The organism is Peptoniphilus rhinitidis 1-13 (genome assembly GCF_000246925.1).
In the GTDB taxonomy this organism is placed as follows: domain Bacteria; phylum Bacillota; class Clostridia; order Tissierellales; family Peptoniphilaceae; genus Peptoniphilus_A; species Peptoniphilus_A lacydonensis.
This window is the reverse complement of sequence record NZ_BAEW01000003.1, coordinates 103,802-125,040: the sequence shown is the minus strand read 5'-3', so window position 1 is coordinate 125,040 and position 21,239 is coordinate 103,802. Positions and strand designations below refer to the sequence as shown.

The following is a 21,239-nucleotide window of genomic DNA, read 5'->3' as shown; positions in this document are numbered from 1 at the left end:
TGAAAAAATGGATAGTAAAAAAAAGATTCTTTCACTTTGTCTAGTAGCTCTTATGGCTATTCCAACTGGAGCTATTGCAAAGAGCTCTAAGAATCTGACTATTGAAAAGAATAAAAAACAACAAGAACAAAGACAAATAAATAAAAAGATAAATGAACAAAAAAATAATATTTCAAATACTGAAACAGAGAAAAAATCGGTTTCTAGTGAGATTGAAGATTTAGATGCAAAAATAGAAGTTGCATCTTCAAGAATTTCTTCTCTTGAAAATGAAATATCAAGTTTAAATAAGGATATTGAAGAAAATCAAAGGAAGTTGGAAGAAGCACAGGCAAATCTTTCTAAAAACACAGACATACTTAGAAAAAGACTTAGAGAAATGTACAAAAGAGGCAATGTCAATTATATTGAAGTTATATTAAATTCAAAAGACATTGAAGAATTACTTAGAAATAATGAAATTATTTCATCTATTGCCGAAGCTGATAGAGATTTAATTGAATATATAAAAGAACAAATTGACACGATAGAAGAAGCAGAACAAAGGCTTGAAATAGATAGGGCAAAGGTAACAGCAAATAAAGCAGCTGTTGAAAATGAAAGAGAAACTTATCAGTATGCTGTAGATGCGAAAAATGAATACATGAGAGTTTTGGAGTCAAATTTAGATTTGTACAGACAAGAATATGAAAAAGCTGAGTCAAATTGGAATAGCTTAGATTCTGAAATTTCAAGACTTCAAAAAGAAATAACTGAACAAAAGAAAAAAGAACAAGAGGCAGCAAGGCTTGCTCAACAAAGAAATGCAACTAGAGTAAATGTAGACATGTCAGTTTCTTCTGGGCCTAGAAATGGTCAAAAATATAGTTGGCCTGTGCCAGGACACTATTCTATTTCCTCACCTTATGGTTATAGAATTCATCCAATACTTGGTTATGCAAAATTCCATTCAGGTGTAGACATACCTGCACCAAGTGGAACTCCAATAGTTGCAGCTAAATCTGGAACGGTTATTATGTCAAAACTAATGAGTGGATATGGAAATGTTGTTATGATAGATCATGGTGATACTGTTACAGTTTACGCTCATTGTTCTGCAGTAAATGTTTCAGTAGGAGAAAGTGTAAAAGAAGGAGATGTCATATCTTTTGTAGGAACGACAGGACTTTCAACAGGACCTCACCTACATTTTGAAGTGAGAGTAAATGGTTCTACTGTAAATCCATTAGGTTATATTTGATGAAAAAAAATAAAATTTTAAAAATAGCAGCAGTTGTACTTTTAATTGTTACAACTGCTTTTATTACAAGAATGTATACTGTAAAAGAAATTTTGGGAAATAATAGAGATTTTGGAAAAGTAATACTTATGGAGGATTATTTAAAAGAAAATTATCTATATAATAAGGAGATAAAAGAAGAAAATTTAGAAACAGGAATTTTAAAAGGACTTGTTGCAGGTTTGGAAGATCCTTATTCCCAATATTTAACTAAAGATGAAATGAAAAAATTGCAAGAACAGACTACTGGTAAATTCCAAGGGATTGGAGTTATAATTTCTCCAGCAGAAGATGGCACTGTAACAGTAATTTCTCCAATAAAAGGTTCTCCAGCAGATGGAGCTGGGCTTGAGTCTGGTGATAAGATCTTGAAAATAAATGGAAAAGATTTTAATGCAGAAAAAATTGAAGAAGCATCAAAGGAAATGCGAGGAGAAGCCGGAAGCACAGTTGATCTTCTTGTTTTAAAAAAGAAGAGTCTTAAGACAGAAGAAGTTTCAATAAAAAGAGATGAAATAAAAATTGATTCTGTAATCAAAAATAAAATTGGAGATATAGGATACATTGGAATAACAATGTTTGATGAGGATACTGGCAAGGACTTTGTAAAAGTTTTAGACGAGCTTACAAAAGAAAATGTCAAGGGAATTATTTTAGATATGAGGGGTAATCCTGGTGGAGTTGTGGACTCAGCAGTTGAAATTGGAGATGCAATTCTTCCAAAAGGAACTTTTGTAACTTTGAAAAACAATAAAAACGAAATAATCGACGAGTATAAATTAGATGAAAATTATAATAATATAAAAATGGTTGTACTTGTCAACGAAGGATCAGCATCTGCATCAGAAATTTTAGCAGGAGCAATAAGTGATCTTCATCGTGCAAAAATTGTGGGAAAGACAACTTATGGAAAGGGAGTAGTCCAAAATGTAATAGGGCTTCCTGATGGAGATGGGCTTAAACTCACTATATCAGAATATTATACACCAAGTGGAAAATCTATAAATAAAAAAGGTGTAAAACCTGATGTTGAAGTAGAATTGCCGGAAGATATAAAAGGTATTGGCGTGGACTATAAGGACACAGATACTCAACTAAAAAAAGCAATTGAGATGATTGAAAAATAATAAAGAAGTTAGAAGTTTAATGTAATGTGTAAATAAAACTAGTGATGTAAATATTTAAATTTTCTTTATGGATGTTAACCTATAAAATTAGGTGGCATCCATTTTATTTGGCTCTTAAAAATGAATTAAAATAAAAATTTAAAATTAAAAAGAGACTTTATATAAAGCCTCTTAAATAATTTGATATAGATTAAATTTTAAACTATAATGCAAATTTATAAATCATTTTCTTTTTTTAATTTCTTCTATTAAAAGAGGAACAATATCAAAAAGATCTCCAACTATTTTATAATTAGAAATTTTAAAGATTTCAGCATTAGGATCATTATTTATTGCAATTATGACCTTAGAATTTTCCATGCCCTTTGTGTGTTGAATTGCACCAGAAATACCAAGAGCGATGTAAACATCAGGTTTTACATTTATCCCTGTAACACCTACTTGAAGATTCTTGTCGCACCAGTCAAGGTCACATACAACTTTTGTTGCACCCACAGCTCCTCCAAGTTCATTTGCGAGCTCTTCTACTAAGTGCCAATTTTCTGGGCCACCAAGACCTTTACCACCAGCTACAACAACTTTTGAATTTAATAATTTTTCTATTAGAGGGTTTATGTCAGATTTTTTAAAATCAACAAATTTTGTTTTAATATCCTCTTCTGTCAATTGAGAATCCTCTTTTATAATTTCAAATTTATTGTCTTCATTTCTATTTGCAGCAACAAAAGATCCTTTGCCAATTGTAGCAATCATAGTTTCTGAAGTTATTCTAACATCGCAGAACAATTTTCCATCGAAAGTGGGTCTTATCCATTTTATATCTTTTTTATCATCTGTAAGTTCTACCTTTGAGCAGTCAGCAACTAGACCAATTCCTCTTTTTGCACAGATTCTACCTGCTAAATCACGTCTATTATATGTTGCAGGTATCATAATAATAGAGGGATCGTACTTGTCCATAAGATTATCAAAAACTTTTACATAGCCAAGAGTATTATAATGCTTTAAAAGTTTGTCATTAACTTGAATTACTTTATCTGCCCCATAATAACCTATTTCTTTAACAATTTCATCATTTTCATAACCAAGTTCTATAACTACAAGCTCTTTTTCTAGAGCATCAGCCAATTCTCTTCCTTTAGACATAATTTCTGTTGAAATAGGTGAAAGTGTATTGTCTAAAGCTTCATTTAATATCCATATATTTCCATTTTTCATAATATCACCTACACTAATGCTTTATTTTCTTTAAGAATTTCAATTATCTTTTCAACATTTTTTTCAGCAGAGCCTTCATTAATCTCTATACCCTTTTCCATTGAATGAGGAGCCTCAACATTTTTAACAATTGTTTTAGAACCTTTTTGTCCAACCTTATCCAAATCTAGGCCAAGACTTTTACAAGTCAAGTCGTGGATTTCCTTTTCTTTAGCAATTTCTTCGCGTCCAAGAGCAAACTTAGAAGGCTTATTTACAGAATCCTTTAAAGAAGTAACTAAAAATGGAGTATTTAATCTAACAGTTTCAACTCCAGTGCCGTAATTTCTTTTAACTTCATATTCGCCATCTGCATATTTAATATCGGAAACATAAGTAACTTGATTCATTTTTAAATTTTCAGCAATTTGTGGGCCAACTTGTCCAGTGTCGCCATCCATTGTTTGATCACCTGTAAAAACAATATCAAAGTCAGCTATGCTTTTTGCAGCCTCAGCAAGAGCATAGGATGTTGCCAAAGTATCAGAACCTTTAAATTCAATACCTTCTAAAAGATATGCTTCATCAGCACCCATTTGGATACAATCACGTAAAAAAGTTTCTGCACTAGGTGGTCCCATAGTTAAAACAGAAATTTCAACGTCTTCTTCAACTTGTTTTTTGATATTTAACGCAAATTTAAGACCACATAAATCAGACGGATTTATAATTGTTTTAATACCTTCACGAATAAGGTTGTTAGTTTTTGGATCTATTTTTGCATTGCTAGTATCTGGAATAGTTTTAATGCAAACTAAAATTTTCATACTTCCTCCTTAAAAAATTAATTATACTTATATATTTATCATACCCTAAAAAAAATAAAGTATTTAAAAAAGTTAAAAGGAAATCAAAAAATTAATTTTAAACCTTTTAATTTGTTTGTAAGAGATATTTTTCTAAGTTGTTACATATATAATTTAACAAACTGTAATAATATGTATTAATAAAAGTATCTAAGAAAATTAGAAATTTTATTTTTAAATAAGATGAGAAAAAATTAAACAAAAAATTAATTAAGCAAAAATTTTATTGAAAAGTAAAAAATCATAAAAAAATTGGCTAGATTGTCTTTACAATTGATGTTTTTTATTGTATAATGCTTAAGCGTTTAAAAAAGAATGTTGCGATGAAGTCATAAGTTGCTTGAAATTTTGTTGAAAAAAAGAGGTTTCAAGGTAATTATGATAGAGAAGTTCAAGCTGGACTTGGGCGAGGGTTATTTTTTTCAGACGGGTCTTTTGATACACTAGGCTCCGTTTATCGATAGCCCCATTCGCAAGTAAGGCTTTAGCGAATAGGAGGTAAATATGTCTAACAAAGGCAAACAAAAAATTAGAATTAAACTTAAAGCTTACGATCATGAATTACTTGATAATTCAGCACTAAGAATTGTAGAAGCTGCTAAGAAGAGCGGTGCAGAAGTTTCTGGTCCAATTCCTCTTCCAACAGAAAAGGAAATTATTACAATTATAAGAGCTGTACACAAATACAAGGATTCAAGAGAACAATTTGAGCAAAGAACTCACAAAAGACTAATTGATATTTTAAATCCTACACAAAAAACTGTAGATTCACTTATGAAATTAAATCTACCAGCTGGTGTGGATATAGAAATTAAACTTTAAAACTTTGCTTTATATGACTTTTATTTAAAAGTCCGCTGTAAATATTAGGAGGTGCAACATGAAATATTTAGTAGGTAAAAAAATTGGCATGACCCAAATTTTTGATGAAGAGGGTACTGTCACTCCTGTCTCAGTTATTGAAGTAGAACCAAATGTTGTTGTGCAAAAGAAAACTATTGAAAGTGATGGATATAATGCCATCCAAGTTGCAACACAAGAAGTTAAAGAAAAGAAACTTAACAAACCACAAAAGGGACATCTTGATAAAGCAGGAGTAGGTTATAAAAAACATCTTTCAGAATTTAGAACTAATGATGTTGATTCTTATAATCTTGGAGATGAAATAAAGGTAGATATCTTTGAAGTTGCAGAACATGTTGATGTTGTAGGAACTTCAAAGGGTAAAGGAACTGCTGGGGTTATTAAACGTCATAATTTTGGACGTGGTAGAGAAACTCACGGTTCTAAATTCCACAGAATGCCAGGTGGTATGGGTGCTGCTTCTTATCCAGGAAAAGTATTCAAAAACCATAGAATGGCTGGGAAAATGGGTAATGAAAGAGTTACAGTTCAAAACCTTGAAATTGTTAGAATAGATACAGATAAAAATTTAATTTTAGTAAAGGGTGCAATTCCAGGACCTAAGAAGGGAACTGTTAGAATTAAAAGCACTGTAAAACTAACTAAATAAGATAGGGAGGTAAAGAAATGCCTAAAATTCAAATGATTGACATTAAGGGAAATCCTGTTGAAGAAGTCGAACTAAGTGAAGGGCTATTTGATGCTCCTGTAAGCACTCATGCTGTTTATTTAGTTGTTAAAAATATTTTGGCAAACCAAAGACAAGGCACTCACTCTGCGAAGACACGTGCTGAAGTTCGTGGAGGCGGAAGAAAACCTTGGAGACAAAAGGGAACTGGTCGTGCAAGACAAGGTTCTATTAGATCACCTCAATGGAGAGGTGGTGGAGTTGTTTTTGCTAAAAAACCAAGAGATTATTCTTATACAACTCCAAAGAAAACTAGAAGAGTTGCTCTTAAGTCAGTTCTTACAAGCAAATTCCAAGATGGTGAAATGATTCTTGTTGACAAATTTGAAATGGAAGAAGCTAAGACAAAGATTTTTGCAAATATTTTAAAAGATATTAATGCACAAGGAAAGACTCTTGTAGTTTTAAATGATGATGAAAGGGATGTGCAAAGGGCAGCGAGAAACATCGCTGGCGTAAAGACATCAAGAGCTACTGATATAAATGTATATGATTTATTAAAATATGATAATCTAGTTATCAGCAAATCTGCACTTGATGTAGTTGAGGAGGTTTTTAACTGATGAATAGATATGACATTATCAAAAGACCTTTAATTACTGAACAAAGTATGGATATGATGGCAGACAATAAATACTCTTTTGTAGTTGAAAAAGATGCCACAAAACCTGAAATCAGAAAAGCTGTTGAAGAAGTCTTCGGCGTTAAGGTTGAAAAAGTATATACTATGAATATGCGTGGTAAATTAAAAAGACAAGGAGTTCATCAAGGAAGACGCCCTTCATGGAAAAAGGCAATAGTAAAGCTTACTGATGACTCAGAACCGATAGAATTTTTTGATTCTATCTGATAGTAGGAGGTATTAAAATGGCGATAAAAGGATTTAAACCTACAACTCCTGCCCGTAGAAAGATGACTGTTGCTACTTTCGAAGAGATTACTAAAAAATCACCTGAAAAATCTCTTTTAGTTAGCATGAGCAAAACTGCCGGTAGAAACTCACAAGGTAGAATTACTAGTAGACATAGAGGCGGCGGAGTTAAAAGAAAATATAGAATTATAGATTTAAAGAGAGATAAAGACAATATTCCAGCAAAAGTTACAGCTATTGAGTATGATCCATTTAGAACTGCTTACATTGCACTTTTATCCTATGCAGATGGTGAAAAAAGATACATTATTCAACCAAATGGGTTAAAAGTAGGAGATGTAGTTGAATCTGGTTCTGATGCAGATATAAAAGTTGGAAATGCTTTAATGCTTGCAGACATTCCTGTAGGTACTACTGTTCACAATGTTGAAATGACTCCAGGACGTGGAGGACAAATTGCAAGATCTGCTGGATCATCAGCACAGCTTATGGCTAAAGAAGGAAAGTATGCTCAACTTAGACTTCCTTCAGGTGAATTTAGATTAATCAATCAAAGATGCAAAGCAACTATTGGACAAGTTGGAAATATTTCTCACGAACTTATCACTTTAGGTAAGGCAGGTAAGAGCAGATATCTTGGAAATAGACCTCATGTTAGAGGATCTGCAATGAACCCTGTTGATCACCCTCATGGTGGTGGGGAAGGTAGAACTCCAGTAGGTAGACCTTCACCAATGACTCCTTGGGGCAAGAAAGCTCTAGGACTTAAGACTAGAAAGAAATCTAAAAAATCTGATATGTATATAGTAAGAAGAAGAACTAAGTAATCGGAGGGTATAATGAGTAGATCAATAAAAAAAGGACCATTTGCTGATGAACACCTTCTAAAGAAGGTTGACGAGTTAAACGAAAAGAACGAAAAGAAAGTAATAAAAACTTGGTCTCGTCGCTCAACTATTTTCCCTGAATTTGTTTCACATACAATTGCTGTTCATGACGGCAGAAAACATGTGCCAGTATATATAACTGAAGACATGGTAGGACATAAATTAGGTGAATTTGTTCCAACAAGAACATATAGAGGCCACGGTGCTAAGAGCGAAAAGAGCACAACACTTAAATAAGGAGGGTTATAATGCAAGCACAAGCAATTGCAAAATATGTAAGAATTTCACCTCTTAAGGTGAATTATATTTGCGCAGAAATACGCGGTAAAAGCGTTGATGAGGCCCTCTCTATTTTAAAGTTTACTAACAAGAGAGGAGCTCATGAACTCTATAAGGTATTAAACTCAGCAGTAGCAAATGCTGAAAACAACCTTAATTTGGACAGAGATGATCTTTATGTGAAAAAGGCATACGCTAATGATGGACCTACAATGAAAAGATTTCATCCTAAGGCTAAAGGTATGGCTTATCCAATCCTTAAAAGATCAAGTCACATTGGCGTTGTAGTAGCAGAAAGAGAGTGAGGAGGTAGAGAATGGGTCAAAAAGTAAACCCACATGGACTTCGTGTTGGAGTAATCAAAGATTGGGATTCAAAATGGTATGCAGATAAAAAGAACTTTTCCGATCTTTTAGTTGAAGACAACAATATTAGAAAATATGTTAAGAAGAAACTTTATGCTGCAGGAATTTCTAAAATTGAAATTGAAAGAGCTGCTAATAGAGTTAAGATTTCACTATACACAGCTAAACCAGGTATGGTAATTGGACGTGGCGGTGCTGGCGTTGAAGAACTTAGAAATGAAATTGAAAAACTTACAGGAAAATCTGTTGTTATAAATGTTGAAGAAATTAAAAATCAAGACTTAGATGCACAAATTGTTGCTGAAGGTATAGCAGAAGCTCTTGAAAGAAGAGTTGCTTTTAGACGTGCAATGAAACAAGCTATTCAAAGAACAATGCGTCAAGGAGCTCTTGGTATTAAGACTTCTGTGTCAGGACGTCTTGGTGGGGCTGATATGGCTAGAACAGAAGGCTACTCTGAAGGAACTATTCCTCTTCAAACATTAAGAGCTGATATAGATTATGGTTTTGCAGAAGCTGATACTACTTATGGTAAAATAGGTGTAAAAGTATGGCTTTATAAAGGTGAAGTTCTTCCGGAATTAAAAGAAGATTTTAGAAGAAAACCTAGAGATAATAGAAACCGTAAAAGACGCGATAACAGAAATAATAATTTCAATAGAAATAATAGAAAAGACAATAAGAATAAAGAGTCTTAAAGAAGGGAGGAATAGTCATGTTGATGCCTAAGAGAGTAAAGTATCGTAAAGTTCACAGAGGCAGAATGAAGGGCAAGGCTATGCGTGGTAATGAGCTTGCATATGGAGAATATGGCATAAAAGCTTTAGAACCTTGTTGGATAACTTCAAATCAAATAGAAGCAGCACGTCGTGCAATGACAAGATATATTCGTAGAGGTGGAAATATCTGGATTAAGATTTTCCCTGACAAACCTGTTACTGAAAAACCTGCTGAAACTCGTATGGGTTCAGGTAAAGGTGCTCCAGAATATTGGGTTGCAGTTGTAAAACCAGGAAGAGTTTTATTTGAAATGGGCGGTGTTTCAGAAGAAGTGGCAAGAGAGGCTATGAGACTTGCGTCTATGAAACTTCCTGTTAGAACAAAATTCGTAATGAAAGATAAGGATGGTGACTCAAATGAAGGCTAATGAAATTCGCAAAATGTCTAGCGAAGATTTAAATAATAAAGTTAATGAACTTAAAAATGAACTTTTTAATTTGAGATTCAGATTGGCAACTGGCCAACTTGACAATCCATCAAGCATTAAAAATGTTAAAAGAGATATAGCGAGAGTAAAAACGATCATTAGAGAACGTGAACTTGAAGTTGGAAAGGAGGCTTAATCTCATGGAAAGAAATTCAAGAAAGACTTTAACTGGTATTGTAGTAAGCGATAAAATGGATAAAACTATTGTTGTTCAAACTGAGACTTTAAAAACTCATCCAGTTTATAAAAAGAGATTTAAGAAGACTACTAAATTCAAGGCTCATGATGAAAACAACGAATGTGGTATAGGTGATCGCGTAAGACTTATGGAAACTAGACCACTAAGCAAAGATAAAAGATGGAGACTTGTAGAAATTATTGAAAAAGCTCAATAATTTTAACTTGAAAGGAGAAAAACATGATTCAACAAGAAACAAGATTGCGTGTTGCTGACAATTCAGGTGCAAGAGAACTATCTGTAGTTAAAGTCCTTGGTGGAACTAATAGAAAAACAGCTAATATCGGGGATATTGTAGTGTGTTCCGTAAAACATGCAACACCCGGTGGCGTTGTCAAAAAAGGCGCTGTTGTAAAGGCAGTTATAGTTAGAACAAACAAGGGTATCAGCAGAAAAGATGGATCTTATATAAGATTTGACGACAATGCTGCTGTTGTAATTAAAGATGATAGAAGCCCTGTTGGCACTCGTATTTTTGGACCTGTAACTAGAGAACTTAGAGCTGGAAACTTTATGAAAATTATTTCTCTAGCTCCGGAAGTACTATAATTTGGAGGTGTAATATGAAAATTAAAAAAGATGACATCGTAAAAGTTATAGCCGGAAAAGATAAAGGCAAAACTGGTAAAGTCCTAAGAACAATTCCTAAGAAAGATTTAGTTGTTGTTGAAAAGGTAAATGTTGTTACTAAACATGTAAAACCAAGAGGACCACAAAATCCAGGTGGAATAGAAAAAATGGAAGCACCAATTCATGTATCAAATGTAATGTATTTTGATAGTTCAGCTGGAAAAGCTTCAAGAATTGGATATAGATTTGAAGACGGAAAAAAAGTTAGATTTGTAAAATCTAGCAATAAGACAATTAAGTAGGGGGTAAGGTAATGACTTCAAGATTACAAGAGAAATATAAAACAGAAGTTGTGGGCCACCTAATGGAACATTTCAATTATAATAATGTTATGGAAGTACCAAAGCTTGAAAAGATTACTATTAACATTGGTCTTGGCGAAGCTAAAGATAATCATAAGGCACTTGAATCAGCAGTTGAAGAACTTACAACTATTGCTGGACAAAAAGCAGTTGTAACTAAAGCTAGAAAATCAATTGCAAATTTCAAACTTCGTGAAGGTCAAAATGTTGGTGTAAAGGTTACTTTAAGAGGACAAAGAATGTATGAATTCTTAGATAAATTAATGAATGTTGCTCTTCCAAGAGTAAGAGACTTTAGAGGTGTTAAACCTACTGCATTTGATGGTAGAGGAAATTATGCACTTGGTATCAAAGAACAACTTATTTTCCCTGAAATAGAATACGATAAAGTCGATGCTATTAGAGGAATGGACATCAATATAGTAACTACTGCCAAAACTGATGAAGAAGCTAAAGTATTCCTCGAAAAGATGGGAATGCCTTTTGCAAAGGCTTAAGGAGGTACATTGTGGCTAAAAAATCAATGATTGCAAAACAAAAGAGAAAACAGAAGTATTCTTCTCGTGAATATACAAGATGTAAAATATGTGGAAGACCACATGGTGTTTTACAAAAATATGGAATATGTAGAATATGCTTTAGAGAACTTGCTTACAAGGGAGAAATTCCTGGTGTAAGAAAAGCTAGCTGGTAAAAGCCTTAGATGAAAGGAGGCAAACTGATATGATGACAGACCCAATTGCAGATATGCTATCAAGAATTAGAAATGCAAATAATGCAAGACATAAATCTGTTGATATTCCTTGCTCAAACATCAAGAAAGAAATAGCTCAAATTTTATTAGATGAAGGTTACATTAATGGATTTGATGTTGTTGAAGATGATAAACAAGGTATTATCAAAGTTGATCTTAAATATTCAGAAGACGGAGAGAAAGTTATCTCTGGACTTAAGAGAATATCTAAACCGGGACTTAGAGTTTATGTTAAGTGCGAAGATGTTCCAAAAGTTCTTGGAGGACTTGGAATAGCAATTATCTCTACATCTAAGGGAATAATTACAGATAAAATGGCAAGAAAAGAAAAAGTTGGCGGAGAGGTAATCTGCTACGTTTGGTAATTTGGAGGTGAAAAATGTCAAGAATTGGTAAAAAACCTATTGAAATCCCAAAGGGCGTTGACATTAAAGTTGATGGTCAAACAGTTACTGTTAAGGGACCAAAGGGTGAACTAACACAATCTTTTGATAAAGATTTAAAAATAGAATTAAATGACGGAGTTCTCACTGTAGAAAGACCAAATGAAATAAAAAGAATAAAGGCACTTCACGGTTTAACTAGAACTCTAATTTATAATATGATAATTGGCGTTACAGAAGGTTATTCAAAATCACTTGAAATAATCGGTACTGGATATAGAGCAGCTAAAAAGGGAAAGGTTCTTTCTCTTAATTTAGGATTTTCACATCCTCTTGAACTTGAAGATCCAGAAGGAATTGAAGTTGAAGTTCCTTCAGCTAATTCCATTATTGTAAAGGGAAATGATAAGCAAAAGGTTGGAGCTTATGCAGCTTACATCAGAAGCTTTAGAGAACCTGAACCTTATAAAGGTAAAGGAATTAGATATACTGACGAATATGTAAGACGTAAAGTTGGTAAGACAGGTAAGTAAGAGAGGAGAATTTAAGTGTTAAAAAAGATTAATAAAAATGAAAACAGAAAAAAAAGACACGCTAGACATAGAAATAATATCTCCGGTAATTCTATAAAACCTAGACTTTCAGTTTACAGATCATCACAACATATCTATGCTCAAATTATTGATGATGAAGCAGGCAATACTTTAACAAGTGCGTCAACTCTTGATAAGTCATTAAATTTAGAAAATACTGGAAATATTGATGCGGCAAAAGCTGTTGGAGAGTCTATTGCTAATAAAGCAAAAGAAAAAGGCATCAAAGAAGTTGTTTTTGACAGAAGTGGTTATGTGTACCATGGAAAAGTCAAAGCACTTGCAGAAGCAGCTAGAGAAGCCGGTCTAAAATTCTAAGAAGGAGGAAGTAATGGAGCGTTCATTAATAAATGCGGCAGAACTTGATCTTGAAGAAAGAGTTGTATCTATAAATAGAGTTGCTAAAGTAGTTAAGGGTGGTAGAAATTTTAGATTCTCTGCTCTAGTTGTTGTTGGCGACAGAAATGGACATGTTGGTGTAGGTACAGGTAAAGCTCTAGAAGTTCCTGAAGCAATAAGAAAAGCAACACAAGATGCTAGAAAGCATATTATAAAAGTAAACCTATTAAACACTTCTATTCCTCATCAAGTAACTGGAATTTATGGTGCAGGTAGAGTTTTCTTAAAACCAGCAAGAGAAGGTACAGGGGTTATTGCAGGTGGAGCAGTTCGTGCTGTTTGTGAGCTTGCAGGTATAACTGATATTCGTACAAAAAATATTGGAACTAACAATCCGAGAAATATTGTTAATGCAACTATGGAAGGTTTAAAACAATTAAAAACAGTTGAATCAGTTGCAAAACTTAGAAATAAATCAGTGGATGAAATTTTAGGATAGGAGGAAATTAGATGAGTACAATAAAAATTAAACTTGTAAAAAGTCCTATCGGCAAAATACCTAAACACAGAAAGACAATAAAGGCTCTTGGCCTTAAAAAGATTAACCAAGTTGTTGAAAAAAATGATACACCTCAAATTAGAGGTATGTTAAAACAAGTCGATTATATGATCGAAGTAGAAGAATAAGGAGGTGTACCTAATGAAGTTACATGACTTAAGACCAAATGAAGGCGGCGGAGTTAAAGCTAGAAAAAGAGTAGGTCGTGGAATTGGTTCCGGTACTGGCAAAACTTCTGGCAGAGGTCACAAAGGACAAAATGCAAGAAGTGGCGGAGGAGTTAGACCTGGTTTTGAAGGTGGACAAATGCCACTATTTAGACGTCTTCCAAAAAGAGGATTTACAAATAACTTTAAGAAAGAATATGCAGTATTAAATGTAGCAGATCTTAATGTATTTGAAGAAGGAACTGAAATCACTCCTGAATTCTTAATAGAAAATAATTATGTAAAAGCTGCAAAAGCTAAAGACGGAATTAGAATTTTGGGAGATGGTGAATTAAATGTTAAATTAACTGTTAGAGCTCAGCATTTCTCAAAATCTGCTAAAGAAAAAATTGAGGCTTGCGGAGGAAAGGCCGAGGTGATCTAATGTTATCCACTTTTAAGGAAGCATGGAAAGTAGAGTCACTTCGAAAGAAGATGCTTTTCACTTTATTTATGCTTCTAATTTATAGACTTGGATCTCATATTCCAGTTCCATATATGAATTCACAAGTTATTTCACAACTTATGAGCGGGGCTGATGGATCAATCTTTTCCTTCCTTGACTTAATGGCAGGAGGAAACTTTAGACGATTTACAATTTTTGCTGCAAACATATATCCCTATGTAACAGCATCAATTATTCTTCAACTTTTGACAATTGCAATTCCATCTCTTGAATCTTTGGCTAAAGAAGGAGAAACTGGAAGAAAAGCAATTGCAAAATATACTAGATATTTATCAATCGCAATAGCTCTTGTACAAGCTATTGGATATACTTTTGGATTTTTTAGAACTGCCATTAATGCTACAACTACTATTGAATATATAACTGTTATTATCTCAATAGTTGCAGGTACAGCAATTTTAGTTTGGATAGGAGAACAAATTACTGAACATGGAATTGGAAATGGTATTTCAATATTAATTTTTGCAGGTATTGTTTCAAGATTTCCAATTGATATTGCTAAGTCCATAGCACTTGTTAAAGCTGGTCAAGCAAGTCCTGTTTTCTTAGTGCTATTCGTAATAATTTCAATTGCAATTGTTGTATTTGTTGTTACACTTACTGAAGGTGAAAGAAGAATTCCTGTTCAATATGCAAAAAGAGTTGTAGGAAGAAAAATGTATGGTGGACAATCTACTCATATTCCTATTAAAGTTTTGATGACTGGTGTAATGCCAATTATCTTTGCCAATTCACTTCTTGCAATTCCAGCTACTATTGCAATGTTTACAAGTGAATCAACAAGAAATTGGATTCAAAAATGGTTAACTCCTGCAGGAGGACCTGGAGCTGTGATTTATATAATTTTCACAGTAATTTTGATTGTATTCTTTACTTTCTTCTATACGACAATTCAATTTAATACTGTTGAGTATTCTAAAAATTTACAAGCTAATGGCGGATTTATTAGTGGCATTAGAGCAGGAAAACCAACAAGTGATTATCTTGGAAGAACTTTAAATAGATTAGTTATGCCGGGTGCAATTGCACTTTCTATACTTGCAATTCTTCCAACAATTTTAACAATGGTTTCAAAACTTCCATTTAACTATGGTGGAACTTCAATCATTATCGTAGTTGGTGTTGTGCTTGAAATTCATAGGATATTAGAACAACAATTGATTATGAGAAATTATCGTGGTTTCTTAAAGAATAAATAGGGGGCATTATATGAAATTAGTTATATTGGGACCTCCAGGAGCAGGCAAAGGCACACAAGCTGAATATATTGTAGATAAATACAATATTCCACATATTTCAACTGGAGATATCTTTAGAGAAAATATTAAAAATAATACAGAACTTGGAAAAAAAGCAAAGTCATATATGGACAAAGGTCTTTTAGTTCCAGACGAACTAGTAATTGCACTTGTTGAAGATAGACTTGACAAGGATGATGCAAAAGATGGATTTTTGCTAGATGGTTTTCCAAGGACTGTAGCTCAAGCAGTAAGTCTTGATTCAATTTTGGATAAGAATAATGAAAGGCTTACTAAAGTAATTAATATTTCAGTTGATCCTGAGATTTTAATTGAAAGAGCTGTTGGAAGACGTGTATGTAAAACTTGTGGTATGACTTATCATGTAAAATTCAATCCTCCAAAAGAAGATGGAATTTGTGATAAAGATGGTACTAAGCTTATTCAAAGAGATGACGATACTGAAGAAACTGTAAAGACAAGAATTTCAGTTTACTTTGATCAAACTGCACCTCTTATTGACTATTACAGGGCACAAAATCTTCTTATTGATATTGATGGTGCAAAAGATATTGACAAAGTATTTGAAGATATAGTGACTGGTTTAGAATAGATAATGGATAATACATTTAGTCTTTTGAGAGGACAAGTTGTAAGATCCAAAAAAGGGAGAGACGAGGGAAAAGTATTTGTAATCACAGAGATTATAGATGAGAATTTTCTCTATCTAGTTGATGGGAAACTTAGAAAGCTAGATCGACCAAAGAAAAAAAAGGTAAAACATCTTTATATTTATAACAGTTTTGTTGATCTTGATATAAAAGATTTAAATGACAGTTATATTAGAAAGAAACTATTACCTTATAGCTAAAGGAGGATCCTTAATAATATGGCTAAAGAAGATGTAATAGAAGTCGAAGGCGTTGTTGTGGACGCTCTTCCCAATACTCAGTTCAAAGTAGAACTTGAAAACGGACATATCATACTTGCTCATATTTCAGGTAAATTGAGAATGAATTATATTAGAATTCTCCCTGGTGATAAGGTGACAGTTGAGCTTTCACCTTATGATCTTACAAGGGGTAGAATAACTTGGAGAAAAAAATAGTCCTAAAGTTAGGAGGCATTTAAATGAAGGTAAGACCATCTGTAAAAAAGATGTGCGAAAAGTGCAAAATAATTAAGAGAAACGGAAAAGTAATGGTAATTTGCGAAAATCCGAAACATAAACAAAGACAGGGATAAGGGAGGTAATTATGGCTAGAATTTCCGGTGTAGATTTACCGAGAGAAAAGAGAGTTGAAATTGGACTCACTTATATTTACGGTATAGGAAAACCTAGAGCTCAAGCAATTTTAACTGCTGCAGGTGTTGATTTCGACACTCGTGTTAAAGATTTGACAGAAGCTGAACTTGCTAAAATCAGAGAAGAAATAGATAAATATCACGTAGAAGGAGATTTGCGTCGTGACGTTGCAATGAATATTAAAAGACTTCGTGAAATCAACTGCTATCGTGGAAGAAGACATAAAGCAGGTCTTCCTGTTAGAGGACAAAAGACTAAGACAAATGCTAGGACAAGAAAAGGTCCTAAGAAACTTGTTAGTAAAGGTAAGTAAGGGAGGACTTTGATGGCTAAAAAACAAAAAACTACACGTTCAAGAAGACGTGTACGTAAAAATATTGAAAAAGGAGAAGCTCATATAGCTTCAACATTTAATAACACTATGGTTACTCTTACTGATGTTAATGGAAATGTTATTTCTTGGGCAAGTGCTGGACAACTTGGATTTAGAGGTTCAAGAAAGTCAACTCCTTTTGCAGCACAAGAAGCAGCACAAGAAGCGGCTGAAAAAGCTAAGGAACATGGACTTAAGAGTGTTGACGTATATGTTAAGGGTCCTGGTTCAGGAAGAGAAGCTGCAATTAGATCTCTTCAAGCATCAGGTCTTGAAGTAACTATGATTAAAGATGTTACTCCAATTCCTCACAATGGATGTAGACCACCAAAACGTAGAAGAGTCTAAACTATTTGTCGAAAAGGAGGGTACCCATGATAGAAATTGAAAAACCTAGAATTAGTATTGAAGAATTAGATGAGTCAGGTTTATATGGCAAGTTTGTTGTCGAACCACTAGAAGCAGGATTTGGTATCACTATTGGAAATTCCTTAAGAAGAGTGTTACTTTCCTCTTTACCTGGCGCAGCGGTATCTTTTATAAATATACGTGGCGTTGAACATGAATTTGATACAATTCCTGGTGTATTGGAAGATGTACCTGAAATAGTTTTAAATATTAAATCTATAGTTTTAAAGATGACTGAAGATGAGCCAGTAAAACTAACAATAGAAAAAAAAGGCAAGGGAGAAATTAAAGCTTCAGATATTGAGCTTGCACCTCATGTAACGGTTATTAATCCAGATCAACATATAGCTACTTTAAATGACGATGCTGATTTTTATCTTGAGATGATGGTTGAAAAAGGAAGAGGTTATGAACCTTCTGAGCTTAAAAAAGATGAAATAACTGAAATTGGTGTTATTCCAATGGATTCTAACTTTACGCCTGTTGAAAAAGTAAACTGGAAAGTCGAAAATACAAGAGTTGGCCAAAGAACTGATTATGATAGATTGATCCTTGAAGTCACAACAGATGGTTCAATGAAAGCAGATGAAGCTACATCTCTTGCGGCAAAAATCTTGACAGAGCATCTTGAACTTTTCATTGGTCTTAAAGAACATGTCAGTGAAATAAATTTGATGGTTGAAAAAGAAGAAGATCAAAAAGAAAAGGTTCTTGAAATGACAGTTGAAGAATTAGATTTATCTGTTAGATCGTTTAACTGTTTAAAAAGAGCTGGAATAAATAGCGTTGAGGAACTAACTAATAAGACTGAGAGCGAAATGATGAAAGTAAGAAATCTTGGAAGGAAATCTTTGCAAGAAGTTACTGAGAAGCTTGAAGAATTAGGACTTAGTCTCAAATCTGAAGAAGAATAAGGAGGGTATTATGGCAAAAAATAGAAAACTTGGCCGTAATTCAAGTCATAGACGTGCAATGCTTAGAAACCTTGTTACTTCTCTTTTACGTGAAGGTAGAATTCAAACTACTCACACTAGAGCAAAGGAAGTTCAAAGAATTGCAGATCGAATGATTACGCTTGGAAAAAGAGGCGATCTTCATGCAAGAAGACAAGCTTTAGCATATATTTATTCAGAAGATGTTGTAACAAAAGTATTTGATGAATATGCAGAAAAATATGCTGACAGAAATGGTGGATACACTAGAGTATTGAAAGTTGGTCCAAGACGTGGAGACGGTGCAGAAATTTCAATTATAGAATTAGTATAAGGAAATCCAATGGGGTTTCCTTTTTTTAATTGTTTTAATATAATATATTTGGTGATAATATGATAAATGTTGTTGGACTTGGTTCTACTTCTTCAAAAGATTTGACACTTGAAGCAGTAGAAATTATGAAGAATGGAAATAATAATTATTTAAGGACAGATAATCATGATTCTGTAAAATTTTTTAAAGAAAATAAAATTTCTTATGAATCTTTTGATTATCTATATGAAGAATCAGAAAGTTTTGAGGATGTTTACAATAAAATTGTAGATTTTTTAATTGAAAAATCAAAAAAAGGTGATATAAATTATTTTGTTCCGGGAAATCCATTTGTGGCAGAAAAAACAGTGAAACTTTTATTAAATAGTGATGTTGACATAAATATTACTAGTGGTATTTCTTTTATTGAGCCTGTACTTGCAGCAGTAGGTCGTGACGCTGTTGATGGTCTTTTGTTTTTAGATTCTTATGCAAATAGATTTGATTTTGATTTAAGAAGGGACACATTAATTACTCAAATTTATAACAAGAGGATTGCATCTGATGTTTCTCTTTCATTGCAAGAAGTTTATAGAGAAAATGATTTAGCTTATGTAATTACTAATGCTGGACTTGAGGATGAAATTGTAAGGGAAATAGAGATCTATAAGCTTTCAAGAATTGAAGATTATAATCATCAATCCTGTGTATATATACCTAGAACTAGTGGAAGTAGTTTTAATGTTTTGTTTTCTAAAATAAATAATTTGTTGCGTGATGAAGATATTTTTTTAGATGAAGAAATTTTTGAGAAAATGAAATCAGAAGTTATAAAAAAATCAAAGAACCTTTCTATGGATTTTGAAAATGAGGAAGATATTCTAATTTACTCATTAATTTTGATTTTGTTAAAATATAATGAAGGTATAATTGATTTGCGAGATATTTTAGAAGAAATGGATAAAAAATTGGATAAAATAGCGATTTTTTTCAAATAAGTGTAGAAAATAAAGTCAACATGAGTTATAATTGTAACAGTCTTAGGTTTGCGTACCCACTTGCGAGTGCGTAATTTTTTTGATATTGCAATTCTAAGAAAAGATTAAAAAAAATTCTTCAAGGAGGATATAAAATGAACAAATCAGAATTAGTAGCAAGCATTGCTGAAAAATCAGGTCTTACAAAAAAAGATGCTGAACAAGCTTTAAATGGATTTTTAACTTCAGTTCAAGAAGCTCTTGCTGATGGAGAAAAAGTTCAATTAGTTGGATTTGGTACTTTCGAAGTTAGACAAAGAAAAGCTAGAGAAGGAAGAAACCCTAGAAATCCAGAAGAAGTTATTAAAATTCCTGCATCTAAAGCTCCAGTTTTTAGATCAGGTAAGGCTCTTAAAGAAGCTGTTAATAAGTAATAAAGAAGAAGGCAATGCCTTCTTTTTTTATGCAATTTTTTTCTTTGTATTGAAATTTTCTTGTTTTTTTGATATATTCATAAGTGGAGTGGATTATGAGATTAGATAAATTTTTGAAAAACTCAAGACTTATAAAGAGAAGGACTGTGGCAAAAGAAGCTTGTGAAAAGGGTCTTGTTAAGATAAATGAAAAGGTAGCAAAACCTTCTGAAGATGTAAATATTGATGATATTATTTCTCTAAAACTTGGTGATAAGGAAATAAAAGTAAGAGTCAAAGATATTTCTGATGTTAATAGCAAGCGTGATGCACAGACTCTTTATGATAGGATTAGTTAAAGGATTTTTTGATTTAAATTGGAGCGGATTTTATGAATGTTAAAAGAAAAAAATTTCCATTGGCACTTGCTATTATTATTTTAATTTCTGCTTTATATGGTTCTGTAAAAATTGGAAAGTCTATTTCTTTAAAAAAACAGAAACTTGAAATAATTTCAGAAAATAATAGAGAAATCTCTAATTTAAAACTTGAAATAGATAATTTAAATTCTGAGTTTGAGAATTCTTCTTCAACTGATTTTATTGAGAAAGTTGCCAGAGAAGAACTTGGAATGGTGAAGCCAAGAGAAGTAGTTTATGTTGATAAAAATAAGGATAAAACTTCAAAAACTGAAGGGTTAAAATAAAATTTAGGAGGAAATTATGGATTTATCGCCAGGCGATATTGTAGATGGTGTTGTTACTAAAGTCACTAAATTTGGTGCTTTTGTTGATTTAGGAGAAGGTAAAAGTGGTTTAGTACATATTTCAGAAATTGCAGATACTTTTGTAAAGAATATATCAGATCATATTTCTGAGGGTGACGAAGTAAAGGTAAAAGTTCTTAGTATTGATGAGAAGGGAAAGATTGCTCTTTCTATTAAGGATGCCATAGAAAAAAAAGAAGAACCTAAAGAAGAAAAAGTAGATGCCAAATTTGAAGATTTGTTAAGCAAGTTTATGAAGGAAAGTAATACTAAGCTTGATGAAGCTAGAGCAAGGTATAATCAAAAGACAAAGAAAAGGAATTCTAGAAATTAGTGAGTGGTTGGCTATCTTTTGATAGTTATACCACTATTTT

General features: G+C 32.7%; 39 protein-coding genes. 37 read left to right on the top strand and 2 right to left on the bottom strand.

Annotated features, from left to right (window positions below; genetic code table 11):
* Positions 1 to 7 precede the first annotated feature (7 nt).
* Complete coding sequence (locus tag RH95_RS03505) at positions 8 to 1,240, top strand: murein hydrolase activator EnvC family protein (RefSeq protein WP_010244442.1); 1,233 nt, start codon at positions 8 to 10, stop codon at positions 1,238 to 1,240.
* Positions 1,240 to 2,406 carry a S41 family peptidase gene (locus RH95_RS03500; protein ID WP_010244439.1) on the top strand — a complete coding sequence of 389 codons (1,167 nt, stop codon included), beginning with the start codon at positions 1,240 to 1,242 and terminating at the stop codon, positions 2,404 to 2,406. Before RH95_RS03505 ends, RH95_RS03500 begins: the two co-directional genes overlap by 1 nt.
* Before the next feature lie 222 nt (positions 2,407 to 2,628).
* Here RH95_RS03500 and RH95_RS03495 read toward each other — a convergent pair whose 3' ends face one another.
* Complete coding sequence (locus RH95_RS03495) at positions 2,629 to 3,624, bottom strand: electron transfer flavoprotein subunit alpha/FixB family protein (protein ID WP_010244434.1); 996 nt, start codon at positions 3,622 to 3,624, stop codon at positions 2,629 to 2,631.
* A gap of 8 nt (positions 3,625 to 3,632) precedes the next feature.
* Positions 3,633 to 4,430 carry an electron transfer flavoprotein subunit beta/FixA family protein gene (locus RH95_RS03490; protein WP_010244431.1) on the bottom strand — a complete coding sequence of 266 codons (798 nt, stop codon included), beginning with the start codon at positions 4,428 to 4,430 and terminating at the stop codon, positions 3,633 to 3,635.
* 543 nt (positions 4,431 to 4,973) lie between these two features.
* Here RH95_RS03490 and rpsJ point away from each other — a divergent pair.
* From rpsJ to RH95_RS03315, 35 genes are all read left to right on the top strand, one after another.
* Positions 4,974 to 5,291 (top strand): 30S ribosomal protein S10, encoded by a 318-nt coding sequence (rpsJ, locus tag RH95_RS03485; protein ID WP_010244428.1) that lies wholly within the window; start codon positions 4,974 to 4,976, stop codon positions 5,289 to 5,291.
* A 58-nt stretch (positions 5,292 to 5,349) separates the two neighbouring features.
* Positions 5,350 to 5,982 carry a 50S ribosomal protein L3 gene (rplC, locus tag RH95_RS03480; protein ID WP_010244425.1) on the top strand — a complete coding sequence of 211 codons (633 nt, stop codon included), beginning with the start codon at positions 5,350 to 5,352 and terminating at the stop codon, positions 5,980 to 5,982.
* Between the two features lie 17 nt (positions 5,983 to 5,999).
* Entirely contained in the window at positions 6,000 to 6,623 is a 624-nt protein-coding gene (gene rplD, locus RH95_RS03475; RefSeq protein ID WP_010244422.1) for a 50S ribosomal protein L4, read from the top strand.
* Positions 6,623 to 6,910 carry a 50S ribosomal protein L23 gene (rplW, locus tag RH95_RS03470; protein WP_010244419.1) on the top strand — a complete coding sequence of 96 codons (288 nt, stop codon included), beginning with the start codon at positions 6,623 to 6,625 and terminating at the stop codon, positions 6,908 to 6,910. Before rplD ends, rplW begins: the two co-directional genes overlap by 1 nt.
* Positions 6,911 to 6,927: 17 nt before the next feature.
* On the top strand, positions 6,928 to 7,758 hold the full coding sequence (rplB, locus tag RH95_RS03465; protein WP_010244417.1) for a 50S ribosomal protein L2: 831 nt from the start codon (positions 6,928 to 6,930) through the stop codon (positions 7,756 to 7,758).
* Between the two features lie 12 nt (positions 7,759 to 7,770).
* Positions 7,771 to 8,055 carry a 30S ribosomal protein S19 gene (rpsS, locus tag RH95_RS03460; protein WP_010244414.1) on the top strand — a complete coding sequence of 95 codons (285 nt, stop codon included), beginning with the start codon at positions 7,771 to 7,773 and terminating at the stop codon, positions 8,053 to 8,055.
* Positions 8,056 to 8,066: 11 nt separating this feature from the next.
* On the top strand, positions 8,067 to 8,402 hold the full coding sequence (gene rplV / locus RH95_RS03455) for a 50S ribosomal protein L22 (protein ID WP_010244411.1): 336 nt from the start codon (positions 8,067 to 8,069) through the stop codon (positions 8,400 to 8,402).
* Positions 8,403 to 8,413: 11 nt separating this feature from the next.
* The gene (rpsC, locus tag RH95_RS03450; protein ID WP_010244408.1) at positions 8,414 to 9,160 is read left to right on the top strand and encodes a 30S ribosomal protein S3; all 747 of its coding nucleotides are present in this window, start codon (positions 8,414 to 8,416) and stop codon (positions 9,158 to 9,160) included.
* Positions 9,161 to 9,177: 17 nt separating this feature from the next.
* Complete coding sequence (rplP, locus tag RH95_RS03445) at positions 9,178 to 9,609, top strand: 50S ribosomal protein L16 (protein WP_010244405.1); 432 nt, start codon at positions 9,178 to 9,180, stop codon at positions 9,607 to 9,609.
* On the top strand, positions 9,599 to 9,805 hold the full coding sequence (gene rpmC, locus RH95_RS03440) for a 50S ribosomal protein L29 (RefSeq protein WP_005957439.1): 207 nt from the start codon (positions 9,599 to 9,601) through the stop codon (positions 9,803 to 9,805). Before rplP ends, rpmC begins: the two co-directional genes overlap by 11 nt.
* Positions 9,806 to 9,809: 4 nt before the next feature.
* Positions 9,810 to 10,064 carry a 30S ribosomal protein S17 gene (gene rpsQ, locus RH95_RS03435; protein ID WP_010244393.1) on the top strand — a complete coding sequence of 85 codons (255 nt, stop codon included), beginning with the start codon at positions 9,810 to 9,812 and terminating at the stop codon, positions 10,062 to 10,064.
* Positions 10,065 to 10,087: 23 nt separating this feature from the next.
* On the top strand, positions 10,088 to 10,456 hold the full coding sequence (rplN, locus tag RH95_RS03430) for a 50S ribosomal protein L14 (protein ID WP_010244391.1): 369 nt from the start codon (positions 10,088 to 10,090) through the stop codon (positions 10,454 to 10,456).
* A 14-nt stretch (positions 10,457 to 10,470) separates the two neighbouring features.
* Entirely contained in the window at positions 10,471 to 10,779 is a 309-nt protein-coding gene (rplX, locus tag RH95_RS03425) for a 50S ribosomal protein L24 (protein WP_010244387.1), read from the top strand.
* 11 nt (positions 10,780 to 10,790) lie between these two features.
* Positions 10,791 to 11,336, top strand: a complete 546-nt coding sequence (rplE, locus tag RH95_RS03420; RefSeq protein ID WP_010244385.1) for a 50S ribosomal protein L5 — start codon at positions 10,791 to 10,793, stop codon at positions 11,334 to 11,336.
* Between the two features lie 11 nt (positions 11,337 to 11,347).
* Entirely contained in the window at positions 11,348 to 11,533 is a 186-nt protein-coding gene (locus RH95_RS03415) for a type Z 30S ribosomal protein S14 (RefSeq protein ID WP_010244383.1), read from the top strand.
* 29 nt (positions 11,534 to 11,562) lie between these two features.
* Entirely contained in the window at positions 11,563 to 11,958 is a 396-nt protein-coding gene (rpsH, locus tag RH95_RS03410) for a 30S ribosomal protein S8 (protein WP_026038582.1), read from the top strand.
* Positions 11,959 to 11,972: 14 nt separating this feature from the next.
* Positions 11,973 to 12,509 (top strand): 50S ribosomal protein L6, encoded by a 537-nt coding sequence (gene rplF, locus RH95_RS03405; RefSeq protein WP_010244377.1) that lies wholly within the window; start codon positions 11,973 to 11,975, stop codon positions 12,507 to 12,509.
* A 15-nt stretch (positions 12,510 to 12,524) separates the two neighbouring features.
* Positions 12,525 to 12,887: a 50S ribosomal protein L18 gene (rplR, locus tag RH95_RS03400; protein ID WP_010244374.1), complete on the top strand. Its 363-nt coding sequence runs from the start codon at positions 12,525 to 12,527 to the stop codon at positions 12,885 to 12,887.
* Between the two features lie 13 nt (positions 12,888 to 12,900).
* The gene (rpsE, locus tag RH95_RS03395; RefSeq protein WP_010244371.1) at positions 12,901 to 13,407 is read left to right on the top strand and encodes a 30S ribosomal protein S5; all 507 of its coding nucleotides are present in this window, start codon (positions 12,901 to 12,903) and stop codon (positions 13,405 to 13,407) included.
* 11 nt (positions 13,408 to 13,418) lie between these two features.
* Positions 13,419 to 13,595 carry a 50S ribosomal protein L30 gene (gene rpmD / locus RH95_RS03390; RefSeq protein WP_010244369.1) on the top strand — a complete coding sequence of 59 codons (177 nt, stop codon included), beginning with the start codon at positions 13,419 to 13,421 and terminating at the stop codon, positions 13,593 to 13,595.
* A gap of 13 nt (positions 13,596 to 13,608) precedes the next feature.
* Positions 13,609 to 14,058 carry a 50S ribosomal protein L15 gene (gene rplO, locus RH95_RS03385; protein ID WP_010244366.1) on the top strand — a complete coding sequence of 150 codons (450 nt, stop codon included), beginning with the start codon at positions 13,609 to 13,611 and terminating at the stop codon, positions 14,056 to 14,058.
* Positions 14,058 to 15,338 (top strand): preprotein translocase subunit SecY, encoded by a 1,281-nt coding sequence (secY, locus tag RH95_RS03380; RefSeq protein WP_010244363.1) that lies wholly within the window; start codon positions 14,058 to 14,060, stop codon positions 15,336 to 15,338. The genes rplO and secY overlap by 1 nt, the downstream gene beginning before the upstream one ends.
* A gap of 10 nt (positions 15,339 to 15,348) precedes the next feature.
* Entirely contained in the window at positions 15,349 to 15,990 is a 642-nt protein-coding gene (locus tag RH95_RS03375) for an adenylate kinase (protein ID WP_010244361.1), read from the top strand.
* A 3-nt stretch (positions 15,991 to 15,993) separates the two neighbouring features.
* Entirely contained in the window at positions 15,994 to 16,248 is a 255-nt protein-coding gene (locus RH95_RS03370) for a KOW domain-containing RNA-binding protein (RefSeq protein ID WP_010244358.1), read from the top strand.
* A gap of 18 nt (positions 16,249 to 16,266) precedes the next feature.
* Entirely contained in the window at positions 16,267 to 16,485 is a 219-nt protein-coding gene (gene infA, locus RH95_RS03365) for a translation initiation factor IF-1 (protein WP_010244355.1), read from the top strand.
* A gap of 23 nt (positions 16,486 to 16,508) precedes the next feature.
* Entirely contained in the window at positions 16,509 to 16,622 is a 114-nt protein-coding gene (rpmJ, locus tag RH95_RS03360) for a 50S ribosomal protein L36 (protein WP_010244353.1), read from the top strand.
* 11 nt (positions 16,623 to 16,633) lie between these two features.
* On the top strand, positions 16,634 to 16,996 hold the full coding sequence (rpsM, locus tag RH95_RS03355) for a 30S ribosomal protein S13 (protein WP_010244351.1): 363 nt from the start codon (positions 16,634 to 16,636) through the stop codon (positions 16,994 to 16,996).
* A 12-nt stretch (positions 16,997 to 17,008) separates the two neighbouring features.
* Positions 17,009 to 17,404 (top strand): 30S ribosomal protein S11, encoded by a 396-nt coding sequence (rpsK, locus tag RH95_RS03350; RefSeq protein ID WP_010244349.1) that lies wholly within the window; start codon positions 17,009 to 17,011, stop codon positions 17,402 to 17,404.
* Positions 17,405 to 17,430: 26 nt separating this feature from the next.
* Complete coding sequence (locus RH95_RS03345; RefSeq protein WP_010244347.1) at positions 17,431 to 18,378, top strand: DNA-directed RNA polymerase subunit alpha; 948 nt, start codon at positions 17,431 to 17,433, stop codon at positions 18,376 to 18,378.
* A 10-nt stretch (positions 18,379 to 18,388) separates the two neighbouring features.
* Positions 18,389 to 18,730, top strand: a complete 342-nt coding sequence (gene rplQ, locus RH95_RS03340) for a 50S ribosomal protein L17 (protein ID WP_010244344.1) — start codon at positions 18,389 to 18,391, stop codon at positions 18,728 to 18,730.
* 59 nt (positions 18,731 to 18,789) lie between these two features.
* Entirely contained in the window at positions 18,790 to 19,707 is a 918-nt protein-coding gene (locus RH95_RS03335) for an SAM-dependent methyltransferase (protein WP_010244342.1), read from the top strand.
* A 134-nt stretch (positions 19,708 to 19,841) separates the two neighbouring features.
* The gene (gene hbs / locus RH95_RS03330) at positions 19,842 to 20,120 is read left to right on the top strand and encodes a non-specific DNA-binding protein Hbs (RefSeq protein WP_010244339.1); all 279 of its coding nucleotides are present in this window, start codon (positions 19,842 to 19,844) and stop codon (positions 20,118 to 20,120) included.
* A gap of 95 nt (positions 20,121 to 20,215) precedes the next feature.
* On the top strand, positions 20,216 to 20,458 hold the full coding sequence (locus RH95_RS03325) for an RNA-binding S4 domain-containing protein (protein ID WP_010244336.1): 243 nt from the start codon (positions 20,216 to 20,218) through the stop codon (positions 20,456 to 20,458).
* A 32-nt stretch (positions 20,459 to 20,490) separates the two neighbouring features.
* A complete protein-coding gene (locus RH95_RS03320) occupies positions 20,491 to 20,805 on the top strand; it encodes an FtsB family cell division protein (protein WP_010244334.1) in 315 nt (104 codons plus the stop codon).
* 16 nt (positions 20,806 to 20,821) lie between these two features.
* On the top strand, positions 20,822 to 21,199 hold the full coding sequence (locus RH95_RS03315; RefSeq protein WP_010244332.1) for a S1 RNA-binding domain-containing protein: 378 nt from the start codon (positions 20,822 to 20,824) through the stop codon (positions 21,197 to 21,199).
* The last annotated feature ends 40 nt before the right edge of the window (positions 21,200 to 21,239 follow it).